18 protein-coding genes and 2 pseudogenes are annotated in these 16,614 nt (G+C 67.5%); 16 read left to right on the top strand and 4 right to left on the bottom strand.

The window, feature by feature from the left end; all coding sequences use genetic code 11:
- Positions 1 to 191 precede the first annotated feature (191 nt).
- Positions 192 to 818, bottom strand: a complete 627-nt coding sequence (locus ACLQI9_RS06395) for an antibiotic biosynthesis monooxygenase (protein WP_442377934.1) — start codon at positions 816 to 818, stop codon at positions 192 to 194.
- 176 nt (positions 819 to 994) lie between these two features.
- Between ACLQI9_RS06395 and ACLQI9_RS06390 the strand changes: the two genes are divergently transcribed.
- The 7 genes from ACLQI9_RS06390 to ACLQI9_RS06360 all read left to right on the top strand — a co-directional run bounded on the left by ACLQI9_RS06390 (position 995) and on the right by ACLQI9_RS06360 (position 7,719).
- Positions 995 to 1,384, top strand: a complete 390-nt coding sequence (locus ACLQI9_RS06390; protein WP_442377964.1) for a secondary thiamine-phosphate synthase enzyme YjbQ — start codon at positions 995 to 997, stop codon at positions 1,382 to 1,384.
- 137 nt (positions 1,385 to 1,521) lie between these two features.
- A complete protein-coding gene (gene alaS, locus ACLQI9_RS06385) occupies positions 1,522 to 4,215 on the top strand; it encodes an alanine--tRNA ligase (RefSeq protein ID WP_442377936.1) in 2,694 nt (897 codons plus the stop codon).
- Positions 4,216 to 4,713 (top strand): Holliday junction resolvase RuvX, encoded by a 498-nt coding sequence (gene ruvX, locus ACLQI9_RS06380; protein WP_442377938.1) that lies wholly within the window; start codon positions 4,216 to 4,218, stop codon positions 4,711 to 4,713. It begins immediately after the preceding gene.
- Complete coding sequence (mltG, locus tag ACLQI9_RS06375) at positions 4,706 to 5,947, top strand: endolytic transglycosylase MltG (RefSeq protein ID WP_442377940.1); 1,242 nt, start codon at positions 4,706 to 4,708, stop codon at positions 5,945 to 5,947. The genes ruvX and mltG overlap by 8 nt, the downstream gene beginning before the upstream one ends.
- A complete protein-coding gene (locus tag ACLQI9_RS06370; RefSeq protein WP_442377942.1) occupies positions 5,925 to 6,740 on the top strand; it encodes a shikimate dehydrogenase in 816 nt (271 codons plus the stop codon). The genes mltG and ACLQI9_RS06370 overlap by 23 nt, the downstream gene beginning before the upstream one ends.
- Positions 6,741 to 6,750: 10 nt before the next feature.
- On the top strand, positions 6,751 to 7,170 hold the full coding sequence (locus tag ACLQI9_RS06365; RefSeq protein ID WP_442377944.1) for a prepilin peptidase: 420 nt from the start codon (positions 6,751 to 6,753) through the stop codon (positions 7,168 to 7,170).
- Positions 7,171 to 7,245: 75 nt separating this feature from the next.
- Positions 7,246 to 7,719, top strand: coding sequence for a hypothetical protein (locus tag ACLQI9_RS06360; RefSeq protein WP_442391312.1), 474 nt, complete (start codon positions 7,246 to 7,248; stop codon positions 7,717 to 7,719).
- Here the strand turns inward: ACLQI9_RS06360 and ACLQI9_RS06355 are convergent.
- Positions 7,716 to 8,243, bottom strand: coding sequence for a hypothetical protein (locus ACLQI9_RS06355; protein ID WP_442377948.1), 528 nt, complete (start codon positions 8,241 to 8,243; stop codon positions 7,716 to 7,718). The genes ACLQI9_RS06360 and ACLQI9_RS06355 overlap by 4 nt on opposite strands.
- A 72-nt stretch (positions 8,244 to 8,315) precedes the next feature.
- Positions 8,316 to 8,951, bottom strand: coding sequence for a TIGR03086 family metal-binding protein (locus ACLQI9_RS06350; RefSeq protein WP_442377949.1), 636 nt, complete (start codon positions 8,949 to 8,951; stop codon positions 8,316 to 8,318).
- 51 nt (positions 8,952 to 9,002) lie between these two features.
- Between ACLQI9_RS06350 and ACLQI9_RS06345 the strand changes: the two genes are divergently transcribed.
- The 5 genes and pseudogenes from ACLQI9_RS06345 to aroQ all read left to right on the top strand — a co-directional run bounded on the left by ACLQI9_RS06345 (position 9,003) and on the right by aroQ (position 13,034).
- A complete protein-coding gene (locus ACLQI9_RS06345) occupies positions 9,003 to 9,428 on the top strand; it encodes a MarR family winged helix-turn-helix transcriptional regulator (protein WP_442377951.1) in 426 nt (141 codons plus the stop codon).
- Between the two features lie 131 nt (positions 9,429 to 9,559).
- Complete coding sequence (gene aroC, locus ACLQI9_RS06340; protein ID WP_442377966.1) at positions 9,560 to 10,774, top strand: chorismate synthase; 1,215 nt, start codon at positions 9,560 to 9,562, stop codon at positions 10,772 to 10,774.
- Between the two features lie 6 nt (positions 10,775 to 10,780).
- Positions 10,781 to 11,302 (top strand): annotated as a pseudogene (locus tag ACLQI9_RS06335) (shikimate kinase); the annotation flags it as partial.
- A gap of 140 nt (positions 11,303 to 11,442) precedes the next feature.
- Positions 11,443 to 12,537: pseudogene (gene aroB, locus ACLQI9_RS06330) on the top strand (3-dehydroquinate synthase); the annotation flags it as partial.
- Positions 12,538 to 12,599: 62 nt separating this feature from the next.
- Positions 12,600 to 13,034: a type II 3-dehydroquinate dehydratase gene (aroQ, locus tag ACLQI9_RS06325; protein ID WP_442377953.1), complete on the top strand. Its 435-nt coding sequence runs from the start codon at positions 12,600 to 12,602 to the stop codon at positions 13,032 to 13,034.
- On the opposite strand, the gene ACLQI9_RS06320 is transcribed toward aroQ, so the two are convergent.
- Entirely contained in the window at positions 13,031 to 13,780 is a 750-nt protein-coding gene (locus ACLQI9_RS06320; protein WP_442377954.1) for a B-4DMT family transporter, read from the bottom strand. The two genes, aroQ and ACLQI9_RS06320, sit on opposite strands and share 4 nt — an antisense overlap.
- Positions 13,781 to 13,813: 33 nt before the next feature.
- Between ACLQI9_RS06320 and ACLQI9_RS06315 the strand changes: the two genes are divergently transcribed.
- From ACLQI9_RS06315 to ACLQI9_RS06300, 4 genes are read left to right on the top strand one after another with little or no spacing between them, the layout of a single operon-like run.
- On the top strand, positions 13,814 to 14,917 hold the full coding sequence (locus ACLQI9_RS06315) for a M24 family metallopeptidase (RefSeq protein WP_442377956.1): 1,104 nt from the start codon (positions 13,814 to 13,816) through the stop codon (positions 14,915 to 14,917).
- A 14-nt stretch (positions 14,918 to 14,931) separates the two neighbouring features.
- Entirely contained in the window at positions 14,932 to 15,495 is a 564-nt protein-coding gene (gene efp / locus ACLQI9_RS06310) for an elongation factor P (protein ID WP_442377958.1), read from the top strand.
- Positions 15,492 to 15,974, top strand: coding sequence for a transcription antitermination factor NusB (gene nusB, locus ACLQI9_RS06305; protein ID WP_442377960.1), 483 nt, complete (start codon positions 15,492 to 15,494; stop codon positions 15,972 to 15,974). Before efp ends, nusB begins: the two co-directional genes overlap by 4 nt.
- Positions 15,971 to 16,366 carry an antitermination protein NusB gene (locus tag ACLQI9_RS06300; RefSeq protein WP_442377962.1) on the top strand — a complete coding sequence of 132 codons (396 nt, stop codon included), beginning with the start codon at positions 15,971 to 15,973 and terminating at the stop codon, positions 16,364 to 16,366. The genes nusB and ACLQI9_RS06300 overlap by 4 nt, the downstream gene beginning before the upstream one ends.
- The last annotated feature ends 248 nt before the right edge of the window (positions 16,367 to 16,614 follow it).

Raw genomic sequence — 16,614 nt, 5'->3', positions numbered from 1 at the left:
GAGACCACTCCTTTCTTTCCGAGCCGAGCTCGCTCGGGCTGCAGCGCCGCGGTGGCGCCACCGGTTCCAGCAACCACCTTCCTCTGGCGGATTGTCGATGGCAATGGGCAACGCCGCTGCGCTTGTTCGGGATTGGCGCAAGGTAGTGCCGGCCGACAGCCAGTCGGCCGGTCTACCGCCGCTCCAATCGATCAGACCAGCTCGGGCGCCCGCAGATGAGCGAGCCGGAGCTCGAACTCACCGTCGTCGAGCTCCTCGGCGCCCACTTCCAATATCTTCGTGTTCTTCAAGGCCGTTGCCTGCTCCCGGCTGCGTTCCATCGCATCGAGGCTGTCGAAGGACGTGCAGGTCGCCGCGCGCCCGGATGCGCGATCCACCAGCAGGCTCGCGCTGGAGAACCCGTCGAGTGCCTCGAGGTCGGGCAGGACGGACGTCTTGTAGAACTCGATGCCCGCGTCGAGTTGATCTGGCGGCAATTTGACCCAGATCGCTCGCGCGCAGGCGCCCTCACCTGCGCGGTGATCACGGTGCAGCACCGCGATTTCCCAGTCTTCGACCATCGGGCTGCCGACGGCGCCGAACTGTTGGGCCGCTTGATCGCGAACCGGTTGTGTCGGCTCGGCGCTGGCGCGCATCGCGTCTTCGGTTTCCCATGCGGTGGTTGCTATGCACCGGCCGGTCTGCTTGTCGACCATCAACGACAAGCCGACGCATCCGTCGACCTCCTGCAGTCTCGGCAGCACGGCATCGCGGATGTGCGCAACGCCGGCGTCGATGGACGATGGTTGCGCCTGGATGGTGGTAGAGCGCGCGTACACGATCCACCCCTTTCCTCCTCGGGGCAGCGCCCCGGTGGCGCCACCGGTTCAACCAACACCTTCCTCCGTCGAATTACCCGTGGCAATGGGCAAATACGGGTGTCTTTATTTGGGATCGACAGCTTGAGATGCAGGTCACCGAGCATGCCCCGTAGGCTGGACCGATGAATACCGATGTGCTGGATGTGGACACCGCGCGTCGCCGTATCGTCGATTTGACCGAGTCAGTTCGCGCGTTTTGCTTCCCGCGCGGCGACGGGCTCTGCAACGTTTTCGTCCCGCACGCGACGGCGGGGGTGGCGATCATCGAGACCGGCGCGGGTTCCGACGACGACCTCGTCGACACCCTGGAACGGCTGCTGCCGCGCGATGACCGCTACCGGCACGCGCATGGGTCGCACGGTCACGGCGCCGATCATGTGCTGCCGGCCATCGTCGCGCCGTCGATCACGGTGCCGGTGCAGGCTGGTGAACTGATGCTCGGAACCTGGCAAAGCGTGGTCCTGGTCGACCTGAACCGGGACAACCCGCGGCGCTCGGTGCGGTTGACTTTTCTCGACGGGTGAATCGGCGCCGCGCCGTCGTGCAGTTCGTTCAGTGTTCAGGCGCGGGCAACCGGACCGGTACTGTAATGCGGTCGAAATAGGCTGCTTAATAGGCTGGAACGCGGCTGTGCGGGTCAGCGGCAAGAGGAAGCGGAGAAGTGCAGACACACGAGATCAGGAAGAGGTTCCTCGATCATTTCGTGAAAGCGGGTCACACCGAGGTGCCGAGTGCCTCGGTGATCCTCGACGATCCCAACCTGCTGTTCGTCAACGCGGGCATGGTCCAGTTCGTGCCGTTCTTTCTGGGCCAGCGCACCCCGCCGTATGCGACGGCGACGAGCATCCAGAAATGCATCCGCACGCCCGATATCGACGAAGTCGGGATTACCACCCGGCACAACACGTTTTTTCAGATGGCCGGCAATTTCTCGTTCGGCGACTATTTCAAGCGCGGCGCCATCGAATTGGCCTGGACCTTGTTGACCAGCTCCGTTGCCGAGGGTGGTTACGGATTCGATCCTGAACGGCTATGGGCCACAGTCTATTTGGATGACGACGAAGCGGCGCAGCTGTGGGCGGAAATCGCGGGGATGCCCGCCGAGCGCATCCAGCGCCGCGGCATGGCCGACAACTACTGGTCGATGGGCATTCCCGGGCCGTGCGGTCCCTCGTCGGAGATCTACTACGACCGCGGCCCGGAGTACGGTCCCGAGGGCGGTCCGCTGGCCAGCGAAGAGCGGTACATGGAGATCTGGAATCTCGTGTTCATGCAGAACGAGCGCGGCGAAGGCACCAGCAAGGAGGACTACCAGATCCTGGGGCCGTTGCCGCGCAAGAACATCGACACCGGCATGGGCGTCGAGCGGGTCGCGGTGCTGCTGCAGGGTGTGCACAACGTCTACGAGACCGACTTGCTGCGCCCGGTCATCGACATGGTGGCCGCGCGCGCGCCGCGTGGCTACGACGTCGGCAATCACGACGACGATGTGCGCTACCGCATCATCGCCGACCACAGCCGCACCGCGGCGATTCTGATCGGCGACGGCGTTAGCCCCGGCAACGACGGGCGCGGCTACGTGCTGCGTCGGCTGCTGCGCCGGGTGATCCGCTCGGCCAAGCTGCTGGGCGTCGAGGGTCCGATCGTCGGCGACCTGATGGCCACCGTGCGTGACGCGATGGGCCCGTCGTATCCCGAACTCGTGGCCGATTTCGACCGGATCAGGCGCATCGCGGTGGCCGAGGAGACCGCGTTCAACCGCACGCTGCAGTCCGGTTCACGGCTGTTCGACGAGGTGGCCGCTGCCACCAAGGCATCCGGCGCCGGCGTGCTGTCCGGATCGGATGCGTTCACCCTGCACGACACCTACGGATTCCCGATCGAGCTCACCCTCGAGATGGCCACCGAGGCCGGCCTGCAGGTTGACGAGGCCGGGTTCCGGGAGTTGATGGCCGAGCAGCGGCGCCGCGCGAAAGCCGATGCCGCCGCGCGCAAACACGCGCACGCCGACCTGACCGCGTACCGCGAGCTGGTCGACGCCGGACCCACCGAGTTCACCGGCTTCACCGAGTTAACGTCGGAGGCCCGGATCCTGGGCATCTTCGTCGACGGCAAGCGGGTGCCGGTGGTGGCGCACGGCACGGAGGGTGCCGACCGGGTGGAGCTGGTTTTGGATCGCACGCCGCTGTACGCCGAGTCGGGCGGGCAGGTCGCCGACGCGGGCACCATCAGCGGCACCGGCGCCAGTGAAAGCGCCCGAGCCGCGGTGACCGACGTGCAGAAGATCGCCAAAACCTTGTGGGTGCATCGGGTCAATGTGGAGTCCGGAGAATTCGTCGAAGGCGACACCGTCACCGCGGCGGTGGACCCCGGCTGGCGTAAAGGCGCCACCCAGGGCCACTCAGGCACCCACATGGTGCACGCGGCGCTGCGACAGGTGCTGGGGCCCAACGCCGTTCAGGCCGGTTCGCTGAACCGACCGGGCTATCTGCGCTTCGACTTCAACTGGCAGGGTCCGTTATCGGACACCCAAAGCTCAGAAATCCAAGAAGTGACCAACCAGGCTGTGCAAGCCGACTTCGAGGTGCACACCTTTACCGAGCAGCTCGACAAGGCCAAGGCGATGGGGGCGTTGGCGCTGTTCGGGGAGAGCTACCCCGAGCAGGTGCGGGTGGTGGAGATCGGTGGCCCGTTCTCGGTGGAGTTGTGTGGTGGCACGCACGTGCACAACTCGGCCCAGATCGGCCCGGTGACGATCCTGGGCGAATCGTCGGTGGGCTCCGGCGTGCGTCGGGTGGAGGCTTACGTCGGGCTGGAATCGTTTAGGCACCTGGCCAAGGAGCGTGCGCTGATGGCCGGGCTGGCCTCGTCGCTGAAGGTGCCCTCCGAAGAGGTGCCCGCCCGGGTGGCGAACCTGGTCGAACGACTCAAAGCCGCGGAAAAGGAAATCGAACGCACCCTGCTGGCGACGGCGCGGGCGGCCGCGGTCAATGCCGCTGCCGGGGCGCAGCGCATCGGTAACGTCCGTCTGGTGGCGCAGCGGATGTCGGCCGGGATGTCGGCTGCCGACCTGCGGTCGTTGGTCGGCGACATCCGCGGCAAGCTCGGCAGCGACCCGGCGGTGGTCGCATTGATCGCCGAGGGCGAGGGCGGCAGTGTGCCCTACGTGATCGCCGCCAACCCGGCCGCCCAAGACCTGGGCCTCCGGGCCAGCGACTTGGTCAAGCAGCTCGCCGGAGCCGTCGACGGCCGGGGCGGCGGCAAGGCCGACCTCGCGCAGGGTTCGGGTAAGGACTCGTCGGGTATCGACGCTGCGCTGGACGCGGTGCGAGCACAGATAGCGCGGGTCAGCTGAGTGGACTCTTCACACCGCCTGCCGGATCGGCCCGGCGCGGACGATCCTGGACCCGGGCGGCGACTCGGCATCGACGTGGGCAGTGTGCGCATCGGCGTGGCGTGCAGCGACCCGGACGGCATCCTGGCCACGCCGGTGGAAACGGTCCGCCGCGACCGGTCGGGCAAGCATCTGCGACGGCTGTTCGAACTGGTCGACGAGCTGCACGCGGTCGAGGTTGTGGTGGGGCTGCCGCGAACCCTGGCCGACCGCACCGGCCCGTCAGCCCGCGACGCGATCGAGCTGGCCGGCGCGCTGGCCGGCCGGATCGCGCCGACGCCGGTGCGGCTGGCCGACGAGCGGTTGACGACCGTCAGCGCGCAACGATCACTGCGCCAGGCGGGGGTGCGGGCCAAGAGTCAGCGTAGGGTCATCGACCAGGCGGCGGCGGTGGCGATCCTGCAGGGTTGGCTCGACGAACGTCGCGCCATGCTGCCCGGGGAGGTCAACGGTGTCTGACGACCAAGGGCGCCCCCGCGCCCAACCCGTGGCGGTTGGACCGCCGCGTCGGGTGCGGTCGCGCGCCGAGCGGATCCGCGCTGAGCGTCGCCGTCGTCGGCGCCGCATCGTGCTTGGATTTGCCGTCGCCCTACTCATGGTCGTGGTTTTGGCGGCGGTGTTCGTCGGCTCAAAGCTGTGGCACAGCCTGGGCCCGCAGAACGACTACGCCGGTAATGGCAAAAATGATTTGGTAATCCAGGTCCACGCCGGCGACTCGACCACCGCGATCGGCGAGACGTTGCAGAACCACGATGTAGTCCGCACCGTCAAAGCGTTCGTCGAGGCCGCGGAAGGCAATGAAGCGATCTCGTCGATCCAGCCCGGCTACTACCGCCTGCGCACCGAAATTGCCGCGTCGAACGCGGTGAAGCGGCTCGCCGATCCCGAGACTCGGGTGGGCAAGTTGGTCATTCCCGAGGGGCAACAGCTCGACGACACTACCGACGTCAAAACCAACGACGTGACGCCCGGAATCTTCACCATGATCTCCAAGGCCACCTGCGTCGAGCTGGACGGGGACAAGCGCTGCGTCTCCGCGGACGATCTGCGGACGGCCGCCGAAAAGACTCCGCTGGCCTCGCTGTCGGTGCCGGCTTGGGCGGTCGAGTCGGTCACCCGGATGGGCGCCGACCACCGACGGATCGAAGGCCTGATCGCGCCGGGCACGTTCAACGTCAACCCGTCCGGTTCGCCCCAGACGATCCTGGAGACGCTGATCAGCGCCAGCACCGAGCAGTATGTGAAATCGGGTCTGTTGGACACCGCAACCGCGATGAACATGTCGCCGTATGACGTCCTGGCGGTCGCGTCGCTGGTTCAGCGTGAGGCCAAACCACCGGACTTCCCGAAGGTTGCCCGCGTCATCTACAACCGGCTGGCCGAGCACCGCACCCTGGAGTTCGACTCGACGGTGAACTATCCGCTGGATCGCCGCGAAGTGGCCACCACTGACGCCGACCGCGCACAGCGAACGCCGTGGAACACCTACGTTTCCGAGGGGCTGCCTGCCACGCCGATCTGTTCGCCGGGCACCGATGCGCTCAAAGCCGCCGAGCATCCCGAGCCCGGCGACTGGCTGTACTTCGTCACCATCGACTCGCAAGGCACGACGTTGTTCACCCGCGATTACCAACAGCATCTGGCGAACATCGAGTTGGCCAAACGCAACGGTGTCCTCGACTCGGCGCGCTAGGAAAGCCGGCGTGCTCGGTTCGCCGATCGCGCATTCACGCTCTCCGCAGCTGCATCTGGCTGCCTACCGCGCGCTGGGCCTCGCCGACTGGACCTACGAGCGCATCGAATGCGGCGCTGAGGAACTGCCCGCTGTGGTCGACGGGCTCGGGCCGGAGTGGATCGGCGTCTCGGTGACGATGCCGGGAAAGTTCGCCGCGCTGCATTTCGCCAACGAGCGCACCGATCGGGCCGAGCTGGTCGGGTCGGCCAACACCCTGCTGCGAACGCCGCGCGGCTGGCGCGCCGACAACACCGATATCGACGGCGTGATGGGTGCATTGGGCGCGGCGACGGATCGGGCGGTGGTGTCGGGGTCGGGCGGCACCGCCCCGGCGGCGATTGTGGCCTTGGCCGAGTTGGGTGTCGGCGATATCACCGTGGTGGCCCGCAACCCGGACAAGGCCGCCCGTTTGGTGGAGCTGGCGACTCGGGTCGGCGCGGCGGCCCGGTTCTGTGAGCTGGACAGCGACCCCGGGGGGCCTGTCGCCCACCGGGTGAAGGCCGCGGGCGTGCTGGTCAGCACGCTGCCGGCCGACGTGGCAGGGCGTTATACCGATGTCTTCGCCGGCGCGCCGGTGCTGCTGGACGCCATCTACGACCCGTGGCCGACACCGCTGGCCGCGGCGGTGGCCGCCGCGGGCGGCCGGGTGATCAGCGGCCTCCAGATGCTGCTGCATCAGGCGTTCGCGCAGGTTGAGCAATTCACAGGGCTGCCCGCGCCGCGAGAGGCGATGATCGCCGCGTTGCATTAGCGTGCCGCGCATGCCGATGGTGGCCGCGCTGTTGTGGATGGGAGCGCTGACCGCCTACGACATACGTCGACGCCGGCTGCCCAACTGGCTGACTCTGCCGGGGTTTGCGGTGGTCATGCTCGTGGCGGCCGGCTCGGGACACGGCCCCGCCGCCGCGCTGGGGGCTGGGCTGCTGGCTGCGTTGTACCTGCTGGTCCACGCCGCGGCGCCGGCGGCAATGGGTGCCGGGGATGTGAAGCTGGCACTCGGGTTGGGTGCGCTGACCGGCTGTTTCGGCCGCGACGTGTGGTTTCTCGCGGCGATCGGGGCGCCGCTGCTGACCGCGGTGATCGGGATCGTGGCTTGGCTCGGCTGGTCGGCGAGGACTGTGCCGCACGGGCCGTCGATGTGCGCGGCCAGCGTAGCGGCGCTGGTGCTGGCCCAGCTGTAACCGGTGGCCGCAACTGGCAGCCTCTGGCAGTGCCGTTGGTCGAGTAGGCAGTGGTTCTCGACGCACTATCGCGACATGACCAGTGCATCTGTTTCAAGTTCTTCAAGGACACACCGTTCAGCTACACACCGCCGGACCGACGTCACACGTTGGCGATCCATCGACGCCGACCTCAGCTTTTGGACCGTGGTGGGCGGGTTCGTCGCCGCCTTCAGCGGCCCGCTCGGTAACTGGTGGAACGTGCCGCGTGCGGAGCTTTTCATCGGTGGGTTGGCATTCGTCGTCGCCGGCGTCGTGCTGCTGTTCGGTCTTAACCGGATTCGTCCGACGTCGGCCGGGCTGGTGCTGGGTTTCGGCGTTTCCAACCTTCTGCTCGCGCCAACCATGTGGGCGCTGGCACTGCGCGGCTGGCTTCCGCTGAGCGCCGCGGGCAACTGGGCGCTGGCCGGTGCCGGTGACGTGGCGCTTGTGCTGGGCATCTGGCAGCTCACCGCGTTGCGACGGTCGCGGCGCACTGAGCAACGCGGTGGCTCAGGTTTCCGCGGCTAATCATGGGCGCTGTGGCGAGCCGCTGATATGTCGCGCGGAGCCAGCATCTGCGCCTCGGCGCGAAGCCATGCCTGCGATGGGACAAAACGGTCGTCATCCCAGCTGGCGGATTGCACCCGTATCCGTCCCCGCCAGTTCTTCATAATGGCGACGTGAACGGGCCAGCGGATGAAACGACGTAAATCGGCGTTGCTGTCCCAGACGGACAGCGATCCGCCGCGCCACTCGGCCGGCTTGCCCCAGAGCCACAGCCCGACCGCGCCGCGCATGATCGGCCAACTCTCCGCCGGCCTCATGCCCAATTCCGCGATCTGCTGCCAATCCTGATCGCAATTGGAATGAAAGTCGGTGAGACTCACCACGACCGGGGACTTGGTCTCGTCGGAGGGCCCCGGCAGCCAGTCAGTGCTGAGCAGGCCACTGCCGGGTGTGATCGGCGGCTGACCGGCCACATTTGACTTGCCTGAAGATGGCTGGCGATCCTCGCCTGTGGCGTGAACGTCGCCGAAGGATGTGGTTGTCATCAGTTCCTCCTAGTGAAGCCGCTGCCGGATGGCGGGTCCGATTGTGGGCTTGTTGGTCGATAGGCGGATTAGTCAGAGTCGATGCATTTCGCGTTCCGGTTTCCAATTTGGGGAGCGGCCGAGATGATCCAGGATGCGATCGAGGTCGTTGGCCTGGTCGGGTGAATGGAGCGCTGGGCCAAACGGCGCACTGTCGGCGGTGCGGAATTCTGTGTCGGGCACGGCGAGCGCAATTGGCAAGGCGGCGGCCACAACGTCGGCCGGAAGCTCAAAGGGGTAACCCATCGTGCGGGCGACGTCCCAGCCGTGCACGACGTAGTCCACGAAGTGAAAGCCGATCGCCAGTGAACCCGGGAAGGTGGCGCCGGGCCCGAACTCAGGTAGCGCGAACGCCGCATCGAGCTGGTCGACACTGGCGAATGCATCGATCACCTCGGCGGCGGCCGCGGTATAGCTGCCGGCGGGGTCGGCTGCGACCGCGTCGGCGACGGTGGCGGGTTGCCATATAGCCGGATCGGCGCCGTGGCCGCGCGCGGCGGCGGCAAAGCCACGATGCTGCACCGTCATGTGAGTGAGCAGTTCGGCGAGGCTCCATTCGGCGCACGGCGTAGCTCTCGATAGGTCTTCGATCGTGACGGTCGAGACCATGTCAACGGACGCCAGTACGGCAGTCCGATGTAGCGGGCGGAGATCGAAATTAATCTGCATTCGCTTATAGTAGGCGTTCATATACAATAGGTCAAGCGCTATCATCACGGGATGGTGCGGAAGGCGACGCGTCCCGACCTCGCGGCGATGCTGGTGCAGCTGGCTCGACAAACCGTGGCTGCCGAACAGCCGGTGCTGGCCGCCCACGGCCTATCGATGTGGGGCTACATCGTGCTGTCGGCCCTGGACCATTCGTCGATCCGCACCCAAGCGGCCCTGGCCGAGTTGATCGGCGCCGACAAAACGCGCATCATCCCAACCCTCGATGAGCTGCAGGAGCACGGCCACATCGAGCGGATTCCCGACCCCGAGGACCGCCGCGCGCGCCTGCTTGCGATCACAGAGTCGGGCCGGTCCGTCAAAAACGCCGCGCAGGTCGACATCCAGCGGAGCGAGGAACGCTGGCTTGGCGAGCTATCAGCGGACGACCGAAGCATCTTCTTGCGGGTGCTGCGCCAGCTCACTTTCGGGTCATGAAAATCCGAGGTTGGACATCGACACGTTCGTCGACGCGGTCGGCGTGAATTTTGCACAGCGGCGCGGGTCACGGGCTGACCCCAGCCTGAGGCTTTAGGCGACGTCCGAACCATCGTGGGAAGATGGGACACGTGTTGCGATGGACCACTGCTGGTGAATCCCACGGCCGGGCGCTGGTGGCCGTGCTGGAAGGCATGGTCGCCGGGGTCAGCCTGACCTCCGAGGACATCGCGTTCCAGCTGGCCCGCCGCAGGCTCGGCTACGGCCGCGGCGCACGGATGAAGTTTGAGCGCGACCAGGTCACCATGCTGGCCGGCGTTCGGCACGGCGTCACACTGGGCGGCCCGATCGCAATCGAGATCGGCAACACCGAATGGCCGAAGTGGGAGACGGTGATGGCCGCCGACCCGGTGGACCAGGCCGATCTTGACGTTGCCCGCAACGCCCCGTTGACTCGGCCGCGGCCCGGCCACGCCGACTACGCCGGCATGCTCAAGTACGGCTTCGACGACGCTCGCCCCGTGCTCGAGCGGGCCAGCGCCCGCGAGACCGCGGCACGCGTCGCGGCCGGCACCGTGGCCCGGCTCTTCCTGCGGCAAGCCCTCGGTGTCGAAGTGCTGTCCCACGTCATCTCGATCGGCGAATCACAGGCCTACGAGGGCCCGCCGCCGCAGGCCGGCGACCTGGATGCGATCGACGACAGCGGGGTGCGGGCATTCGACAAGGCGGCCGAGCAAGCCATGATCGCCGAGATCGAAGCCGCCAAGAAGGACGGCGACACCCTCGGCGGTGTGGTGGAGGCCGTCGCGCTGGGCCTACCGGTCGGGCTCGGATCGTTCACCAGCGGCGACAACCGGCTCGACAGCCAGCTCGCCGCCGCGGTGATGGGCATCCAGGCGATCAAGGGCGTCGAGATCGGCGACGGGTTCACGACCGCGCGCCGCCGCGGCAGCCGCGCCCACGACGAGATGTACCCCGGCCCCGACGGCGTGGTCCGCTCGACGAACCGGGCCGGTGGCCTGGAAGGTGGCATGACCAATGGCCAGCCGCTGCGGGTACGGGCGGCGATGAAGCCGATCTCCACCGTGCCGCGCGCGCTGGCCACCGTCGACATGGCGACCGGTGACGAGGCCGTCGCGATCAACCAGCGTTCCGACGTGTGCGCGGTGCCGGCCGCCGGTGTGGTGGTCGAAACCATGGTTGCGCTGGTCTTGGCACGCGCCGCGCTGGAGAAATTCGGCGGCGACTCGCTGGCCGAGACGCGCCGCAACGTCGAGGCCTACCTGCGCTCGGTCGCCGACCGTGAACCAGTGGCCGAAGTCCGGGCTCGGTCTGTAGGGGGATAGTGGCTCATGGCGCCCAAGGCCGTATTAATTGGACTCCCGGGATCGGGTAAGTCCACGATCGGGCGACGGCTGGCCAAGGCGCTCAACGTCACGATGCTCGACACCGACGTGGCGATCGAACAGCGGACCGGACGCCGCATCGCCGACATATTCGCCACCGACGGCGAGAACGAGTTCCGTCGTATCGAGGAAGAGGTGGTGCGCGCTGCGCTGGCCGAGCATGACGGCGTGGTGTCGCTCGGCGGCGGCGCGGTCACCAGTCCCGGAGTACATGCCGCGCTGGCCGCTCACACCGTCATCTTCTTGGAGATCAGTGCGGCCGAAGGGGTGCGTCGCACCGGCGGCAACACCGTGCGGCCGCTGCTGGCCGGCCCGGACCGCGCCGAGAAGTACCGCGCGCTGATGTCGCAGCGCGTCCCGCTGTACCGCCAAGTCGCCACCATCCGGGTGAACACCAACCGTCGTAATCCCGGCGCCGTCGTCCGCTACATCGTGTGCCGGCTGCGAGACCCGCAACCCGGCGACGCGGGGCGCGGCCGTCGCCGTCCACCGTGGCGACGCTCGCCGTCCTCGCTGAGCCCGACCGAAGCCGAAACCCCAACCGGGCCGCCGCCTACCCCCGCCACGCCGGCGGCACTGGCCGCAGCCCGTCGCGCCGAGGCCGACAAATGACCAACCCTGACAAACCGGTCACCGTGCAGGTTGCCGTCGACCCGCCCTACCCGGTGGTGATCGGCACCGGCGTGCTGGGCGAGCTCGACGGACTGCTCGCCGGCCGGAACCGGGTCGCGATCCTGCATCAGCCGCTACTGGCGCAGACCGCCGAGGAGATCCGAACCCGACTGACGGACAAGGGTATTGACGCGCATCGCATCGAAATCCCGGACGCCGAAGCCGGTAAAGACTTGCCCGTCGTCGGGTTCATCTGGGAAGTGCTGGGCCGCATAGGCATTGGCCGCAAGGATGCTTTGGTCAGCCTCGGCGGCGGGGCCGCCACCGACGTCGCCGGTTTCGCCGCCGCGACATGGCTGCGCGGGGTGTCGATCGTGCACGTGCCCACCACGTTGCTGGGCATGGTGGACGCGGCGGTCGGCGGCAAGACCGGTATCAACACCGAGGCCGGTAAAAATCTGGTCGGTGCGTTTCACCAGCCGATCGGCGTGCTGGTCGACCTGGCGACCTTGCAGACGTTGCCGGGCAACGAAATCGCAGCCGGTATGGCCGAAGTCGTCAAGGCGGGTTTCATCGCCGACCCGGTGATCCTGGATCGGATCGAGGCGGATCCGCAGGCGGCTTTGGACCCGACGGGTGACGTGCTGCCGGAGCTGATCCGGCGCGCGGTCTCCGTCAAGGCCGAGGTCGTGGCCGCCGATGAGAAAGAATCCCAGCTGCGCGAAATCCTCAACTACGGCCATACCTTGGGCCACGCCATCGAGCGCCGGGAACGCTACCTTTGGCGCCACGGCGCTGCGGTTTCGGTGGGTTTGGTGTTCGCCGGCGAGCTGGGCCGGCTGGCCGGGCGGCTCGACGACGCCACCGCCGACCGCCACCGCAGCATCCTGGCCTCGCTGGGGCTGCCGGTCGGCTACGACGCCGACGCGTTGCCGGAACTCCTGGAGTACATGGCCGGCGACAAGAAAACCCGGTCAGGTGTGCTGCGGTTCGTGGTTCTCGACGGGCTGGCGAAGCCGGGCCGATTAGAAGGTCCGGATCCAGCGCTGCTGGCGGCGGCCTACGCGGAGGTAGGGGCCCGATGCGCGCCGACGACGATGCAGAGCGGAGCGATGCGGTGGGGGCACCTCCCGCTTGCGGGGGAGAGTGGCGTATGACGACCGTCAACGTCATCAACGGTCCCAACCTCGGCCGGCTGGGCCGCCGGGAGCCCGAGGTCTACGGCGACACCACCCACGACGATCTGGTCGCGATGATCGAACGCGAGGCCACCGAGCTGGGATTGAAAGTCGTTGTGCGGCAAAGTGACAGCGAGGCTCAGCTGCTGGACTGGATCCATCTGGCCGCCGACGGGAAAGAACCGGTAATCCTCAACGCCGGTGGGCTCACGCACACATCGGTGGCGCTGCGAGACGCCTGCACGGAGCTGAGCGCACCCTTGATCGAGGTGCATATCTCCAATGTGTATGCGCGCGAGGAGTTTCGGCATCACTCCTACTTGAGCCCCATTGCGACCGGGGTGATCGCCGGGCTCGGCGTGCAGGGCTATCTGCTGGCCCTGCGGTATCTGGCCAGCCTCGACCGCTAGTCTTCGTCCCGTTTGGCCGACGGCTCGGTGTGCTCCGTCTCGTGGGTCGGGATCACCTCGGTGGCTTCCGCATTGTGCGGCCGCGGCCAGGGAATCTTTCCGGTCTTTTCCTCGCTGTGGGCCGGGCTGACGGCCTCGGCCGTCTCTTCGCCTTCTTCGCTGTAGGCCGGCGCGGCGTACTCCTCGCGCTCGGCGGTAGCCACCGCCGACGGCTGCTCCTGCGGCCGCGCGCCACCCTCGGCGGCGGCCTCATCCGAGCGGACGGCGGCGAATACGTCGGTGTCGGCCCGATCCTCCTCACCGCCGCCGCGCTGCGGTGTGTAGGCACCCGAGCGGTCGATCAGGAAGCGGCCAAGCGCCACGCCGCTGATCCCACCCAGAAACACCAGCAGCGCCGTGAAGGCGGCGAACACGGTTAGCTCGTTGATCAGCCCGCCGACGTACAGCGCCTTGTAGAACACCCCGATCAGCCACGTCACCGCGCCGCTGACCACCCCGGCCACCAGGCCGGCCAAAAGCCATGTCATCGCCAGATCAGAACGGCGATCCGGGTCCGGGTTCGCGGCGGCGTCGGCGCGGCCGTCGAGAACCCCCCACATGACCACACCGGCCAGGAACAAAAGGAGCAACACAATGCTGATCAGCCCGGCCTGCGTCTGCCATACGTTGATCAGCGATCCCTGGAACAGGCGAACGACGACCATCGCACCGCCGAAGACCAGGCCGCGCAGCATCCAGTAAGTCATGGGGCAACAGCGTAGCGAGTACCGTCATCGGGCGTGACACATTCCCAGCGGCGAGCCGCTCTGAGTGTCCGACTCCGCGCGACCGAGCTTGACGCGATGCTGATCACCGACCTGATCAACGTGCGCTACCTGTCCGGGTTCACCGGGTCCAACGCGGCCCTGCTGGTGTTCGCCGATGACCGGCCGCCGGTGCTGGCCACCGACGGCCGCTACCGCACCCAGGCCGCCCAGCAGGCACCCGACCTGGAGGTGGCCATCGAGCGGGCCTGCGGGCGTTACCTGGCCGGACAGGCCGTGTCGGCCGTTGTGCGGCGGCTGGGCTTCGAGAGCCATGTGGTGACCGTGGACGGGTTCGACGCGCTGGCCAAAGAAGTAGGGCGGGCCGGGAGCACCGAGCTGATCCGCGCCTCCCAGATGATCGAAGCGCTGCGGGAGGTCAAGGACGCAGGCGAGGTGGCGCTGCTGCGGCTGGCCTGCGAGGCCGCCGACGCCGCGCTCACCGACCTGGTGGCTCGCGGCGGGCTGCGGCCCGGCCGGACCGAACGCGAGGTGGGCCGCGAACTGGAAGCCTTGATGCTCGACCACGGCGCCGACGGCGTCTCGTTCGAGACCATCGTGGCCAGCGGGGCGAATTCGGCAATCCCGCATCACCGGCCCACCGATGCGGTGCTGGCCACCGGCGACTTCGTCAAGATCGACTTCGGTGCCCTGGTCGGCGGCTACCACTCCGATATGACCCGGACGTTTGTGCTCGGCATGGCCGCCGATTGGCAGCTAGAGATTTACGAGCTGGTCAGCGTCGCGCAGGCAGCCGGCCGTGCGGCGCTGCGGGCTGGAGCAAGCCTGGCCGACATAGATGCAGAAGCGCGCCGCGTCATCGTTGACGCCGGGCACGGCGAGCACTTCGGCCACGGCCTCGGCCATGGGGTGGGGCTGCAAATCCATGAAGCGCCAGGGATCAACGCCAGCGCCGCCGGTACACTACTTGCGGGCTCCGTGGTGACGGTGGAGCCCGGCGTCTATTTGCCCGACCGCGGCGGCGTCCGCATCGAGGACACGCTGGTTGTGGCGGACGCAAGCTCCGGAAAGACACCGGAACTGCTCACCCGGTTCCCCAAGGAACTGGCGATCCTGTAGGAGATTCACCGACTGTGGCAAGCACTGCCGATTTCAAGAATGGACTCGTGTTGTTGATCGACGGCCAGCTGTGGCAGATCGTCGAGTTCCAGCACGTCAAACCGGGCAAGGGTCCGGCGTTCGTACGTACCAAGCTCAAGAACGTGCTGTCGGGCAAGGTGGTCGACAAGACCTACAACGCGGGCGTGAAGGTGGAGACCGCCACCGTCGACCGACGTGACACCACCTACCTCTACCGCGACGGCTCGGATTTCGTGTTCATGGACAGCCAGGACTACGAGCAGCACCCGCTGCCGGAGTCGCTGGTGGGCGACGCCGCCCGGTTCCTGCTCGAGGGTCTGCCGGTGCAGGTGGCTTTCCACAACGGGGCGCCGCTGTATCTCGAGCTTCCGGTAGCCGTCGAACTCGTGGTCACGCACACCGAGCCGGGTCTGCAGGGCGACCGGTCCAGCGCCGGCACCAAGCCGGCGACCGTGGAGACCGGTGCGGAGCTCCAGGTGCCGTTGTTCATCAACACCGGAGACAAGCTGAAGGTCGACTCTCGCGACGGCAGCTACTTGGGACGTGTCAACGCGTGAGCCGCCCCGTTAAGGGACGGCACCAGGCCCGGAAGCGGGCCGTCGACTTGTTGTTCGAGGCCGAGGCCCGCGGGGTGACGCCGGCCGAAGCCGCCGACGCGCGTACCGCACTCGCGGAGGCGAAGCCTGATGTTGCGCCCCTGAATCCGTACACGGTGACGGTGGCCCGCGGCGTCACCGAGCAGGCGGCACATATCGACGACTTGATCGCATCGCATCTGCAGGGCTGGACATTGGAACGACTGCCCGCCGTCGACCGGGCGATCTTGCGGGTCGCGGTGTGGGAGCTGCTGCATGCCGACGACGTGCCGGGGCCGGTGGCTGTCGACGAGGCGGTGGAGCTGGCCAAGGAGCTGTCGACCGACGAGTCGCCGGGCTTTGTCAACGGCGTGCTGGGCCAGGTGATGCTGGTGACGCCACAGATCCGAGCCGCCGCTGAAGCGGTCCGTGGAGCCCGCCACCCCAGCGCGGATTCATGACGCGGCTGGAGCTGCGCATCGTCGTCGCTGCCGTGATGGCGGCGACGGTCGTGCTTGGCGCGGTGATGTGCGCGGCGTACGGGCAGGCGGTGATCGCGGCGGCGCTGGCGATCTACGCCTTGGGTGTCGGGGCCTGGCTTTATCACTCGATCGAACGCTACGTGCTGGCCCGGCGCATCAGCACGGTTCGGTCGGTGGCCAAGCCGTTCCAGCCGTTGCTTCCGGTGATGGCCGCGATCATGGGATTGACGCAGGCGGTGGTGAGATCGCTGTCGGACGTCACCGACGTGGCGTCCACCACATCAAGGCGCTGGGACCTTCCGGTTCGGCGGTGGATGGAGATCACCCGCAGCGACCGTCGGGGCGGGGACGAGGACGAGTTCGAAGGCTAAGTGCCCGCACGAACAGTCACACCTGTCTCATGGGTACCGTGCAGCCGCGGTACGCGTTGACTCCGCGTTGACTCATCAAATATGCCCGCGTAGCTCCTTCGTTGCCTCATGTGTGAATGCCCGCGTACGGCGTGTCGTTGGGGGCCTGTGGGGTGGGGCTGGGCTACCGCCGGATGATGGGGTTGACGTTGGCGCAGCGCAGTGCCGTGACGAGGGCGATCGCGGTTCGCTATCGGCGGGCGGGTAAG

Origin of the sequence: Mycobacterium sp., from assembly GCF_052143115.1 — a bacterium.
GTDB lineage: Bacteria > Actinomycetota > Actinomycetes > Mycobacteriales > Mycobacteriaceae > Mycobacterium.
This window is presented reverse-complemented; position numbering and strand designations above follow the sequence as displayed.